Genomic DNA, 12,094 nt, shown 5'->3' on the forward strand with positions numbered 1-12,094 from the left:
GCCGGTCAGGGCCGCCCGCTCGCCGGGACCTCCTCGCCGGCCGGTACGGGACCGGGCGGGGTCCCGTCGCCGAAGGGGCGGCCGCCCAGCTGCTCCCGGTGGTGCGGGGCCGTCCAGCCGGACAGGTCGGGTCCGAGCGGCACGATGCCGGTCGGATTGATGCCGGTGTGCACCTGGTAGTAGTGCCGCTTGATGTGGTCGAAGTCGACGGTGTCACCGAAGCCCGGGGTCTGGTAGAGGTCGCGGACGTACGCCCACAGGACGGGGTCCTCGGCGAGCTTGGAGCGGTTGCACTTGAAGTGCCCGTGGTAGACGGCGTCGAAGCGGACCAGGGTGGTGAACAGCCGGATGTCCGCCTCGGTGATCGTGTCGCCGACGAGGTAGCGCTGTCCGGCGAGGCGTTCGGAGACCAGGTCCAGGCGGCGGAACACATCGACGTACGCCGCCTCGTACTCACCCTGCCCGGAGGCGAACCCCGCGCGGTAGACACCGTTGTTGACGTCCCGGTAGACGCCGTCCATCACCTCGTCGATCTCGTCGCGCAGCCGCTCCGGGTAGAGGTCGGGGGCGCCGGGGCGGTGCAGGGCGGTCCACTCGGTGGCCAGGTCCAGGGTGATCTGCTGGTAGTCGTTGGTGACCAGGGCCCGGGTCGGCACGTCGACGACGGCGGGCACGCTGACCCCGCCCGGGTAGCCGTGCTCGCGTGCGTCGTACGCCTCGCTCAGATAGCCGATGCCGAGCACCGGGTCCTTGCCGCCCTCGTCGAGGGTGAAGCGCCAGCTGCGGTCGTCCTGGATGGGGTCGGCGACGGCCAGGGAGAGGGCGCTCTCCAGGCCGAGCAGCCTGCGTGAGACCAGGGCGCGGCTCGCCCAGGGACAGGCCCGGCTGACGACCAGGCGGTAGCGCCCCGCCTCGACGGGCCAGCCGTCGCGGCCGTCGGCGGTGATGCGGTCGGCGAAGTGGCTGCGGGAACGCTTGAAGGGCTTGTGGCCGTACGCGTCGTTCCCGTCCTTCTCCCGGGCCTGCTCCTGGTCCTCGGTGTCACTCATGGTGTTCCCTTCGGCTGGTCGGTGGCGTCGGGCGTCCGGTCATGTCTCTTTCCCCGCCTGCCCGCCACGACGTCGGCCAGCGCCACGACGAGGGCCGCCAGGACGAACGCGACCGAGACGAGGAGCCCGTGGTCGTAGGCCCCCGCCCAGTCGCCGGGGCCCAGCCGGGCGAAGAAGACCGAGCCCACCGCGGCGATCCCGATGGACGAGCCGACGCGCTGGCTGGTCTGCAGGGTGCCGCCGGCGCTGCCCGCGTTGCCGACGGGGACCTCGGAGAGGGTGAGGGTCTGGTTGGGCGCGATGACCAGTCCGCTGCCCAGCCCGGCCAGCAGCAGCGGGGCCGCCATCGCGAGCCCGGCGCCCCTGCCCGGCACCAGGTGCGCGGCCAGCGCGGTGAACCCGAGCCCGACGGCCACCATGGTGAGGCCCACGACGATGAGGGGCCGCCCGAACCGTCCGACCAGCCGGCCGCCGATGCTCGCCGACGCACCCGCGCCCAGGGCGAACGGGGTGATGGCGAGGCCGGCCTCCAGCGCGCTGTAGTGCAGCCCGGACTGGAGGTAGAGCGTGCTGATGAAGAAGATCGAGGTGAACCCGGCGAAGTACAGCAGGATCATCAGACAGCCCAGCCAGAAGGTCCGGAGCCGGAAGAGAGCCAGGTTGAGCACCGGCTGGACGCTCCGGCGCGCGCAGCGCGACTCCCAGGCGACGAACGCCGCCAGCAGGACCACGGCGGCCGGCACGAGCAGCCACTTGCCGTTGCCGGGCCACTGCTGGGCCTGGACGAACGGCAGCAGCAGCACGAGGACACCGGCCCCGAGCAGCAGGACGCCGAAGGGGTCGAGGTCGCGCGGGCGGACCCGGCCCGCCGACGGGGTGTCGGGGAGCAGTCGCCGGGCCAGCAGGAGACAGACGGCCCCGATCGGCAGGTTGACGTAGAACACCCAGCGCCAGCCCTCCTCCGCCCCGGCGACCTGGATCAGGAGGCCGCCCAGGAGCGGGCCGACGGCGGTGGAGATGCCGACCACGGTGCCGAACATCCCGAAGGCGCGGCCCCGCTCGCGTCCGGAGAACATCTGCTGGATCAGGGCGGAGATCTGAGGTGAGAGCAGTCCGCCCGCCGCGCCCTGGAGGAGCCGGGCGATGACGAGCCAGAGGCTGGACTGGGCCGCCCCGCAGGCGGCGGAGGCCAGGGTGAAAAGAGTCAGCCCGGCCATGAACACCGCGCGCCGCCCCCGTGCGTCGCCGAGACGGCCGCCGGGGATGAGGACGAGACCGAAGGCCAGCGCGTAGCCGGACAGCACCCACTGGAGGTCGGACTCCGGGGTGTCGAGGCCCTCCTTGATGGACGGCAGCGCCACGTTGACGATGGAGACGTCCAGCAGCGTCATGAAGCCCGCGACCAGACAGACGGCGAGGGCACGCCAGCGACGGGGGTCGGAGGGGCCGGGGCCGGGCGCGCCCGTGGCCTGGTGCTCCGTGCTGTCAGCCATGTCCCGCACCCTATGGGCTGTCCCGCACTTCCTGGTGGATCAGCGCGCGGCGTCGGATGGCGGGGGCACGTCCCACGCCGTTCGGGCTGTGGGGGGACATCGCGAAGCGGAGGAGAGGCGGACCTCCGTCAGCGGCGGACGGCGTCGTCCCGGCGTGTACGGCCCCATCGGGGGTACCGATGGGGCATGACTGTGGGGAAAACGAGCGTTCTGGTCCTGGACTGCGGCGAGCCGGTCGAGCTCGCGGACTTCTATGCGAGCCTCCTCGGCGGGGAGACACGGATCGGCAGCGATCCCGACTTCGTCGAGATAGTCGGAAACTCCGGTGTGCACCTGGCCGTTCGCCGTGACCACGGCTACGCGCCGCCGAGCTGGCCGCGCCCGGAGGACTCCCAACAGGCGCACCTGCGCATCCTGGTGGACCCGGGAGACATGGACGAGGCCGAGCGCGAGGCGATAGGCCTCGGCGCCAGACCGGTCGACACCGGCGACAACAACAGCGGCCCCCGCGACGTCCGCGTCTACTCGGACCCGGCCGGGCACTCGTTCTCCCTCGCCGTGTATCCGGCGGTCCCGCCGTCCGGGAAGTCCGAGAAGTCGTCGGGGAACTCGTCGGAGGAGCCGTCCGAGGGGCCGACCGGGTAGGGCCCGGGGCCCTCGGGACCACCGCCCCGGCCTGCGGAGGGCTTCCGTAGGATTCGACCGTGACGACGGGGACGGGAACGACGGGGCCGGACGCGCCGGGAGCAGGCGGGGTGTTCGCCTCGCCGGCCGGGGCCGCAGGACTGCTGCACTCCGCGGCGGCGGCCGGTGACGGGGACGCGGTCCTGGACGCCCTGGCCGGGAGCAGGCTCTTCGTGCTGGTCGCCCGGCTGTACGCGGACACCCCCGGCTTCACTCCCCCGCTGCCCACGCGGCCCGATCCGGCGGCACCGGGCCGTATGTGTGTCACGGTGCTGACGGCCGGAGCCCTGCCGCCCTGGCACCCCGAGTGGGTGTTCGAGGCGATCGGTCTCGACGAGCTCGTGCGCCGCTGGCCGCGCGGCGCGCGGTGGCTCGCGGTCGATCCGGGCACGCCCTACGCCGTGACGCTCGACGCCGGGCCCCTGCGCCGCCGGGCGTGGCTGAAGGCCCACGCGCGGTCCGGCGGTCCGCGGTCCGGCCTGCTGCTCACCCGTCCCACCGGTCCGCTGCACGGCCCGGTGGCACGCGGCCTGGCCCTCGGCGCCCACCTCGCCGTGCACAACGGCCTCGTCTGGAACGACCTGGGTGCCGCCTACGAGGGATACACCACGGATCGCCACCGGCTCCGCCGTCCCTGGGGCGTGCAGGACCGCGCCGCCTACCGGGAGACACTCGAATCCCTGCTGGCGACCCGGCTCGTCGGCCGTACGTACGAGTCGGTGCTCCGGATCCGGTACGTCCTCGCGCGGCAACTGGGCCGCACCCCCACCGCCGCCGAGTGGTCCGCCGAGCTCACCGACGCGCTGACGCGGCGCCGGTCCGGGCACGCGGAGGCGGCAGAGGCCCGGGGGGCGCTGCGGCTGGCCGTCACGTACGAGGACCGGTTCCGTGCGGACGGGGTCCTCGGCGAGGGCGAACGGATCGACACCCTGGCCGCCTTCGACCACGGTCGGGCGGTCAACGTCGTACGGCTCGCGCTGGGCGCCCGTCTCTGCGATCCGAGGGAGGCGGAGCAGGCCGTGCTGCGGATCCTCGCTCCGGCCACTCAGGCGTACGGCTCCTGGGCCGATTTCTCCCTCGGGTACTCACTGGCCCGCGTGATGCACTTCGCCAGGGACGACCCGTCAGGGGTGAAGTACGAGCAGTCGCTCGCCCAGCACCGCGTCCTGACGCAGGACCCCGACAGCCCCTACCGGAAACTCGCCTGGTCATGAATCCCCTGCCCTCCCACCCCGGCCCCCTCGCCCACGGCGCCCCCTGGGTGTCGCCGTCCGTGACGGAGCACCTGCTGTACGAGGCGGGAGCACGCGGCGACGCCGAGGCCCAGCTGCGGGTGCTGGCCGGCGAGGAGCTGTACATCCTCGCGCCGAAGGCCGAGGTGGACGCGGCTCCCGACATGATCACCTGGCGCTCGCACCGGGACGAGGCCGGCCGGAGCTGCCGGCCGGTGCTCACCCGGGGGATGCTGCCGCCGTGGCACCCGGACTGGGTGTTCCACGCCGTCTCCCTCAAGTGGGTGGCGGAGTTCACCTGGCGCGACCCCGGCCAGCTGCTGTCCGTCAACACGGGCACCCCGGCCCAGATCCTCTTCGCGGCGACGCCTCCGCACCGCGCCCTGTGGCTGCGCTACCACGCGGAGAACGACCGCCCCAGGAGCGACCGGCTGATCGCACTGCGGCACGGGGCCCTCCACGGGCCGCTGGCCTACGGGCTGGCCTGCGGGGCGCATCTCGCGGTCGGCAACGGGGTGCCGTGGAACGAGGTCGGCACCGTCTACCACGAGTACACCTGTGAACGGCAGCTGCTGCGCGACTCCTGGGACATCACCGAACCGGCCTCCTGGCGACAGCAGTTGGACCACCTGCTGGACGCGCGGAACAGTCCGGCCGAGCCCGATTTCGTCCTGCGGGTGCGCGAACAGCTAGCGGCCGGGCTCGGTGAGCAGCCCTCCGCAGAACTGTGGCGCGAGACGGCCGCCGGGCACGCCCAGGACATCGGTGTGGGGCACGGCACGGTCAAGGACATCGAGGAACTGGTGCGCCGGATCCTCAGATACGAGGCCCGGTTCCGCGCCGACGGACTGCTGCCGCCGGACGGCCGGGTCGCCACGACCGTCGCCTACGACTACGGGCGGGCCGTGAATCTGGCCCGGTGGGGGCTCTCCGCCCGCTTCTGCGTCCCGCACGAGGCGGAGCAGGCCATCGTGTACGCCGGTGCGCTGAGCAGGTCGGCCTACCGCTCCTGGGAGGACTTCTCCACGGGGTACGCGCTGGGCCGTGTGCTGCGGTTCGACGGTGAGGAGTACGGCAGCTACTACCAGGACAACGTCACCGCGCACCGTCTGCTGACGGAGAGCGAGGGCAGCCCCTGGCGGAACATCCCCTGGCGCTGACCTCGCTCCCCCGCCGGCACGGACGGCCGGGTGGCGCGGGCGTCCTGGTGCCGGTCGGGACAGTCGGTCAGCGGGCCGCCGCCGTGGCGAGGCCGATGCCGAGGTGGCCCTCGCGGGTGTCGACGGTGTCGAACAGCCGGTTCGCCGGGCGCGGCAGGCCGTAGTGCTCGCGCAGGGTGGCCCCGGTGTACTCGGTACGGAACAGGCCTCGCTGCTGGAGGATCGGGACGACCCGGTCGACGAAGACCTCGAGACCGGAGGGGAGCACCGCGGGCATGATGTTGAAGCCGTCGGCCGCCCCGCTGTCGTACCAGTGCTCGATGGTGTCGGCGACCTGCTCGGCCGTTCCGGCGAAGGTGCGGTGGCCGCGCCCGCCGCCGAGCCGTCCGATGAGCTGTCGTACGGTCAGCTTCTCGCGCCTGGCGAGCTCCACGACCAGGGTGTAGCGGCTCTTGGCCCCCTCGATCTCGTCCTCGTCGGGAAGGTCGTCGGGCAGCTCACGGTCGAGGTGCAGCTCGGCCGGGTCGAGCTTCAGCGTCCTGGCCAGCTGGCGCTTGGCGTACTCCGGGACGATGAGCCGGTCGAGTTCGGCGTCGAGTTCCAGCGCCTCGGCCTCGGTGTCGCCGATGACGGGGACGATGCCGGGCAGGATCTTGATGCCCTCCGGGTCACGGCCCAGCGCCTCGGCGCGCCGCTTGACGTCCTTGTGGAAGGCGATGCCCTCCTCCAGGGTCTGCTGCGCGGTGAACACGGCCTCGGCGTACCGGGCCGCGAAGTCCTTGCCGTCCTCACTGGACCCCGCCTGTACGAGCAACGGGTAGCCCTGCGGCGGACGTTCGACGTTGAGCGGGCCGTCGACCCGGAAGAACTCACCGGTGTGGCCGATGGAGCGGACCCGGTCGGCCAGCGCGTGGACCCCGGCCTCCTTGTCGGCGACGACGGCGTCGTCCGCCCAGCTGTCCCAGAGCTTCGTGGACACCTCGACGAACTCGGCGGCCCGCCGGTAGCGGTCGTGGTGCAGGGGTGTGTCGTCGAGGCCGAAGTTGCGGGCCGCGTCGGCGCCGGCGGTGGTGACGATGTTCCAGCCCGCCCGGCCGCCGGAGACGTGGTCCAGCGAGGCGAATCGACGGGCCAGGTTGTACGGCTCGTTGTAGCTGGTGGATGCGGTGGCGATCAGGCCGATGCGCTCGGTGACCCCGGCCAGCGCGGTGAGCAGCACCGTGGGCTCCAGCTTGGCGGCGGGCCGCCGGCCGGGGTCGCCCATGAGGACGGGGCCGTCGGCGAGGAACAGCGAGTCCAGGAGGCCGCGTTCGGCGATACGGGCCAGGTTCTTGTAGTGCTCCAGGTCGGAGTTGGCGTCGGCGCGGCTCTCGGGGAGCCGCCAGGAAGCCTCGTGGTGGCCGGTGGACATCAGGAAGGCGTTCAGATGGAGTTGCTTGCGTGGCATGGCTGTCTTCTCCTCGGAGAATCAGTGCGTGACCGGGGGCTGTGCCACGCCGAGGGCGGCGAGCAGGGTGTCGCGGTACTCCTGGAAGCGCGGTTCGCGGCGGGAGCGCGGGGTCGGCAGGTCGATCCTGAGGTCGACGGAGATGAGGCCGTCCTCCAGGACCAGGACGCGGTCGGCGAGCTCCACCGCCTCGTCGACGTCGTGGGTGACCAGCAGCACCGCGGGGCGGTGGCGTTCGTAGAGCTCCCGCAGCAGGTCGTGCATCTTGATCCGGGTGAGCGCGTCCAGCGCGCCGAACGGCTCGTCCGCCAGCAGGAGTTCGGGTTCGCGTACGAGGGCGCGGGCCAGGGCGGCGCGCTGCTGTTCGCCGCCGGACAGCTCATGGGGCCAGGAGCGGTCCCGGCCCTCCAGCCCGACCTCGGCGAGTGCCGTGAGACCCCGCTCACGGGCCCGGGGGCCGCGCAGCCCGAGGACGACGTTGTCGAGCACCCGCAGCCAGGGCAGCAGCCGGGAGTCCTGGAAGGAGAGCGAGACCCTGTCCGGTACGGAGAGTTCACCGGATCCTTCGACGGAGTGGTCGAGGCGGGCGACGGCCCGCAGCAGGGTGGACTTGCCGGAACCGCTGCGCCCGAGGAGCGCGGTGAACTCCCCCTGTCCCACGGTCAGATCGAGCTCCTTGAGGACCGTGCGGTCACCGAACCGCCGGACCAGGCCGGAGGTGCGGATCGCGGGCCGTGTGTCCGTCAGCCCGCCAGTGTGCGTCGCCATGACAGGACCTTCCTTTCGACTGCGCGTACCGCCGCGTCCGAGGCGAAGCCGAAGATCCCGTAGGCCACCAGCCCCACGATGATCACGTCGGACTGGGCGTACTGCTGGGCCTGGAACATCATGTAGCCGATGCCGCTGGTGGCGTTGATCTGCTCGACCACGATGAGGCCGAGCCAGGACGAGGTGACGCCGAGGCGGAGACCGACGAAGAAGCCGGGCAGGGATCCGGGGACGACGACCTTGCGGATGAACGTCGCCCGGCTCAGGTCGAGCCCTTCGGCGAGTTCGACGTACCTGCTGTCGATGCCGGTCAGCGAGGCGTACGTGTTGATGTACATGTTCACCGCGACCCCGAGGGCGATGACGGTGACCTTCATCTGCTCGCCGATGCCGAGCCAGAGGATCAGCAGCGGGAGCATGGCCAGGGACGGGATGGCCCGCTTGATCTGGAGCGGACCGTCCAGCAGGTACTCGCCGCTGCGGCTCAGCCCGGCCGCCACGGCCAGGATCACCCCGGCCGACACCCCGAAGAGCAGGCCGAGTCCGGCGCGCTGGAGGGAGATCAGGACGTTGTCCTGGAGGCGTCCGGTGCTGAGCAGGTCGACGGCGGTGGCGAACACGGTGCCCGGCGAGGACAGGATCCGCGGGTCGAGATAGCCGGAGGCGGACGCGGCCCACCAGGCGAGCACCAACAGTGCGGGCCCGATCAGCCGTCCGAAGGGCAGGGCACGGCCGGGTCCGAGACGGCGGCGGGTGCCCCGGGAGACCTGCGCGGTGCCCTCGGCGGCCGGTGGTCCGGCCGGCCGGGGGTCCGCCGTCGGTGTGCCGGTCGTCCGCGCCTTCGCCAGCAGGTCGGTCATGACCCCTCCCGGTACTCGGCGGCCACGGCCTCGGCCGCCAGCCTCTCGAATCGGCGGTCGAACAGTTCGGAGGCCTTCTGCTCCGGTACGAAGCCGCCCTCGGCCAGCAGGTCGGCGGTCTCCTGCTCCCAGTCGATCGCCTCGTCCCAGCTGACCGGGAACTGCGGCTTGCGCTGGGATTCGACGATGCGCCGGCCGTCCTCCTTCGACACGCCCTGGTCCTTGACGTAGTACGTGTCGATCCACTCGTCCTGGTTCTCCCAGGCCCATACCTGGCCGCGTGCCCACAGCGGTATGAAGCTGCGCACGGCCTTGGCCTTCTCCGGGTCGTCGAGGACCTCGTTCGGTGCCCAGAGCACGGTCAGCAGGTCGACGACCTCCGTCCGCACCCCGCGGGCGCCGTCCTTGCCGTACTGGTCGAGGTACTTCGTCAGGGTCGGCTCGGCCAGGGGCGCCACATCGACCTGGGCGGACTGCAGGGCGGTGAGGAACTGGGTGCTGGGCAGGGGGACCAGCTCGACGTCGGAGTTCTTCAGGCCCGCTTCCTGAATCGCGCGCAGGACGACGACGCCCTGCGCCTGGCCCTGGGAGAAACCGATCTTCTTCCCCCGGAAGTCCTCGGCCTTCCTCACGGACGAACCGGGCGCCGTCGCGAAGGTGTAGAGCGGGTGCCTGCGGACCTGGACGGCGACGATTTTGGCCGGCACCCCGATGGCGTGGGCCTGGATCGGCGGAATTCCCGCATTGGTGGCCAGGTCGATGGATTTCGCGCGGAATCCCTGAATGATATCGGGGCCCGCGGAGAGGTTCGGCCACTCGGTGACGGTGAACGGAAGGTCTTTCTCCAGCCCCGCGGGCTTCAGCTGGAGCTGGGACGTACGGGCGGCGATCCGCAGTTTCGTCCCTGCCGCCGGATTCCCGGACGGAAGGGCTCCGGCGGGTTCCGCGCCGGCCACGGATTTCACCTGCGGTGAGCAGGCGGCAAGGCTCAGTACGGTGCCTCCCGCGAGAGCGAGGAAGGACCTCCGGGCCAGGGCCCGCCGGTTGTCATGGCGTGTCATCGTGAATTCCTGCTCACTGCTCGGGCGCGGGTCGGATGGAGTGGTAGGAGCCGTCGTGGAAGAGCAGTGGGCTGCGCCCCTCGTCCAGCCAGGACTCCTCGACCCCGGCGATGACGATGCGGTGGTCGCCGGCCGGGACGATGCTCCGGACGGTGAGCCGCAGCCAGCCGGTCACCCCGTCGAGCACGGGCTCCCCGCCGGGCAGCCGGCGCCAGCGGGTCGGGGCGGCGAACCGGTCGATGCCACTGGTGGCGAACGTGGTGGCCAGCCGCTGCTGTTCGGCCCCGAGGAAGTTCACGACGGCCGTGGAGGCCCGTTCGACGTGCGGCCAGGACGAGGTGGACGTCCCGATCCCGAAGGAGACCAGCGGAGGTTCGAGCGACAGCGAGCTGAGCGAGGTCGCGGTGAATCCCACCGGGCCGCCGCCGGAGTCGGTGGTGACGACGACGACGCCCGCCGGATACCTGCGGAAGGCCTGCTTGAAACGCTCCGGCGCGATACCGGGAACGGCTGCGGTCGTGGCGGGTTCGGACGGTCGGACGGCGGCGTACGAGGACACGGTGACGGTCAATGTCTCTCCCCGGTCGGAGGGCGGAAAACGGGCGCGCGGAACCACGCGACGGCGTACGGAACGGCGCGAGGGCGCACGGGAATACGGGAGTACGGGAATGCAGGAATACGGGCGGAAGGAGACTCACGCACGCATGCGGACCGCCCGGTGCATCAGCCGGGGGTTATCGGGCACCCGGACAGGGGCGACAACAGGAGCGCCGGGGGAATGCGCTCGACGACACGGCCGCGCGGCAGAGGTGTGCCGCTGTGGGCACGTTCTCCGAATTCCGCTGTCGGCTGGTCATGAATCCATCTTCCCGTTCGGCGGTGCGGCCGGTCAACAATGCAACGTTCTGAATTAAAGCGGGTGTCCGAGATGTTCAGGACACCGCGGGCAGGGCGGGCCACGGGCCCAGCGGGTCGGTGTACAGGGCGGCCAGGGCCACCGCCCCGCCCGCCGTCGCCAGCACCGATCCGGTGAAGCTGCTGGGCACCACGGCCCGTTCCGGGTCGTCACAGACCCAGGAGCGCGTCCCCACCTCGTCCCGGAGGTCGGCGAGACACTCCGGCAGCCGGCCCGCTCCGGGCTCGACCACCACCAGGCACTCCGGATCGAACATGTCCAGGAGCAGGGCCGCGGCCCGGCCCACCAGCCGGGCGCGGCGGCGGAAGAGCGCCACGGCCCGCGGCTCCCCGGCCAGGGCGTGGTCCAGCAGTTCCTGGAAGGTCCCCACGTACAGGCTCTGCGCGGCGGCGCGGCGGATCATGGCCCGCTCGGACACCTCGGACTGCAGGCACCCGGTGCGCCCGCACCGGCAGGGCTCCGCATCGTCCGACCCCTCCGATCCGCCTGATCCCAGGGGGAGATGGGCCACGCTGCCGGCGCCGGAGCGCGGCCCCCGGTGCAGTTCGCCGGAGGTGGCGAAGGCCGCGTCGACGACCGCGCCGACGAAGAGCAGCACCGTGCTGCGCCGCGTCGACACCTCGCCGAACATCTGCTCCGCCCGCGCCAACGCCCGTGAGTGGCTGTCCACATGGACCGGCAGCCCGGTGGCGGCGGTGAGGATCTCGCGTACGGGGACGGAGCGCCAGCCGAGGTGCGGATGCTCCACGACGACTCCGGCGGCGGGATCCACCCGGTGCCCGGTCGCGAACCCCAGCGCCAGCACCCGCCGGCCCGCCGCGTGGGCGGCGGTGAGCAGGGGCAGCCGGGCCGCCAGGTCGTCGAGGATCCGGCGGGGGCGCGTGTCGAGGTGCGGCCTGCGGTCCTCGGCGACGACCCGGCCGCGGAGGTCCATCAGGGAGACCGTCGAGTGGGCGACCGCGATATGGGCGCCGGCCACCAGGTAGCGGGAGGTGTCGATCTCCAGCGGGACATGGGGGCGGCCGAGCCCGCGTGGTCCGGTGGTCTCGGCGCTCTCGCGGATCAGGCCGCGGGACAGGAGCTGCGCCGCGTGGCCCGTCACCGAGGCGGGCGAGAGACCGGTGAGCCGGGCCACGGTGGAGCGGGCCACCGGCCCGTGGTCGAGGATCGCGCCCAGCACGGAGCCGGTGCCCGGACCACGGCGGACGTGTCCGGACGCGGGGATCTCGGAGCGGCGCGGGGGCCGGGGGCGGCGGGCGGGCGCAGGCAGACGTGTCACAGGTCTTCCAGGTCCTCGATGGCAGCGGGCGCGTACGTGAGCCCCCGGAACGGGGTCTCCTGACGGAACCGGGCGGCAGCCTGCCGGCCGTTGTCCCGCCGGTCCGTGACGGGGCGTCACGCGCGGCGTCGGGGCGGAGGCGATC

The 12,094-nt window shown here is 72.3% G+C and carries 11 protein-coding genes; 3 read left to right on the plus strand and 8 right to left on the minus strand.

Features of this window, described 5'->3' with window-relative positions; all coding sequences use genetic code 11:
- Nucleotides 1-5: 5 nt before the first annotated feature.
- Both ACZ607_RS07165 and ACZ607_RS07170 read right to left on the minus strand, forming a co-directional pair.
- Nucleotides 6-1,049, minus strand: coding sequence for a glutathione S-transferase family protein (locus ACZ607_RS07165; RefSeq protein ID WP_469732610.1), 1,044 nt, complete (start codon nucleotides 1,047-1,049; stop codon nucleotides 6-8).
- Complete coding sequence (locus tag ACZ607_RS07170) at nucleotides 1,046-2,542, minus strand: MFS transporter (RefSeq protein WP_469732612.1); 1,497 nt, start codon at nucleotides 2,540-2,542, stop codon at nucleotides 1,046-1,048. Before ACZ607_RS07170 ends, ACZ607_RS07165 begins: the two co-directional genes overlap by 4 nt.
- 186 nt (nucleotides 2,543-2,728) lie before the next feature.
- Between ACZ607_RS07170 and ACZ607_RS07175 the strand changes: the two genes are divergently transcribed.
- Genes ACZ607_RS07175 through ACZ607_RS07185 form a run of 3 tightly spaced genes read left to right on the plus strand, consistent with a single transcriptional unit; the run spans nucleotide 2,729 to nucleotide 5,618 of the window.
- The gene (locus ACZ607_RS07175; RefSeq protein ID WP_469732614.1) at nucleotides 2,729-3,187 is read left to right on the plus strand and encodes a VOC family protein; all 459 of its coding nucleotides are present in this window, start codon (nucleotides 2,729-2,731) and stop codon (nucleotides 3,185-3,187) included.
- Between the two features lie 59 nt (nucleotides 3,188-3,246).
- Nucleotides 3,247-4,440, plus strand: a complete 1,194-nt coding sequence (locus ACZ607_RS07180) for a DUF1266 domain-containing protein (protein ID WP_469732616.1) — start codon at nucleotides 3,247-3,249, stop codon at nucleotides 4,438-4,440.
- Nucleotides 4,437-5,618 carry a DUF1266 domain-containing protein gene (locus tag ACZ607_RS07185; protein ID WP_469732618.1) on the plus strand — a complete coding sequence of 394 codons (1,182 nt, stop codon included), beginning with the start codon at nucleotides 4,437-4,439 and terminating at the stop codon, nucleotides 5,616-5,618. Before ACZ607_RS07180 ends, ACZ607_RS07185 begins: the two co-directional genes overlap by 4 nt.
- Before the next feature lie 67 nt (nucleotides 5,619-5,685).
- On the opposite strand, the gene ACZ607_RS07190 is transcribed toward ACZ607_RS07185, so the two are convergent.
- From ACZ607_RS07190 to ACZ607_RS07215, 6 genes are all read right to left on the minus strand, one after another.
- Entirely contained in the window at nucleotides 5,686-7,065 is a 1,380-nt protein-coding gene (locus ACZ607_RS07190) for an LLM class flavin-dependent oxidoreductase (RefSeq protein WP_469732620.1), read from the minus strand.
- Between the two features lie 21 nt (nucleotides 7,066-7,086).
- Nucleotides 7,087-7,833, minus strand: coding sequence for an ABC transporter ATP-binding protein (locus ACZ607_RS07195; protein ID WP_469732622.1), 747 nt, complete (start codon nucleotides 7,831-7,833; stop codon nucleotides 7,087-7,089).
- The gene (locus ACZ607_RS07200) at nucleotides 7,809-8,693 is read right to left on the minus strand and encodes an ABC transporter permease (protein WP_469732624.1); all 885 of its coding nucleotides are present in this window, start codon (nucleotides 8,691-8,693) and stop codon (nucleotides 7,809-7,811) included. Before ACZ607_RS07200 ends, ACZ607_RS07195 begins: the two co-directional genes overlap by 25 nt.
- Complete coding sequence (locus tag ACZ607_RS07205; protein WP_469732626.1) at nucleotides 8,690-9,754, minus strand: ABC transporter substrate-binding protein; 1,065 nt, start codon at nucleotides 9,752-9,754, stop codon at nucleotides 8,690-8,692. The genes ACZ607_RS07200 and ACZ607_RS07205 overlap by 4 nt, the downstream gene beginning before the upstream one ends.
- Before the next feature lie 13 nt (nucleotides 9,755-9,767).
- Nucleotides 9,768-10,325 carry a flavin reductase family protein gene (locus ACZ607_RS07210; protein WP_469732628.1) on the minus strand — a complete coding sequence of 186 codons (558 nt, stop codon included), beginning with the start codon at nucleotides 10,323-10,325 and terminating at the stop codon, nucleotides 9,768-9,770.
- Between the two features lie 361 nt (nucleotides 10,326-10,686).
- A complete protein-coding gene (locus ACZ607_RS07215) occupies nucleotides 10,687-11,949 on the minus strand; it encodes an ROK family protein (RefSeq protein WP_469732630.1) in 1,263 nt (420 codons plus the stop codon).
- Nucleotides 11,950-12,094 lie beyond the last annotated feature (145 nt).

Source organism: Streptomyces sp. NPDC104381 (assembly GCF_055583745.1).

Coding starts and splice junctions, on each gene's coding strand:
- ACZ607_RS07175 (WP_469732614.1), top strand. CDS start 2,729: ATGACTGTGGGGAAAACGAGCGTTCTGGTCCTGGACTGCGGCGAGCCG.
- ACZ607_RS07200 (WP_469732624.1), bottom strand. CDS start 8,693: ATGACCGACCTGCTGGCGAAGGCGCGGACGACCGGCACACCGACGGCG.
- ACZ607_RS07165 (WP_469732610.1), bottom strand. CDS start 1,049: ATGAGTGACACCGAGGACCAGGAGCAGGCCCGGGAGAAGGACGGGAAC.
- ACZ607_RS07170 (WP_469732612.1), bottom strand. CDS start 2,542: ATGGCTGACAGCACGGAGCACCAGGCCACGGGCGCGCCCGGCCCCGGC.
- ACZ607_RS07205 (WP_469732626.1), bottom strand. CDS start 9,754: ATGACACGCCATGACAACCGGCGGGCCCTGGCCCGGAGGTCCTTCCTC.
- ACZ607_RS07190 (WP_469732620.1), bottom strand. CDS start 7,065: ATGCCACGCAAGCAACTCCATCTGAACGCCTTCCTGATGTCCACCGGC.
- ACZ607_RS07195 (WP_469732622.1), bottom strand. CDS start 7,833: ATGGCGACGCACACTGGCGGGCTGACGGACACACGGCCCGCGATCCGC.
- ACZ607_RS07185 (WP_469732618.1), top strand. CDS start 4,437: ATGAATCCCCTGCCCTCCCACCCCGGCCCCCTCGCCCACGGCGCCCCC.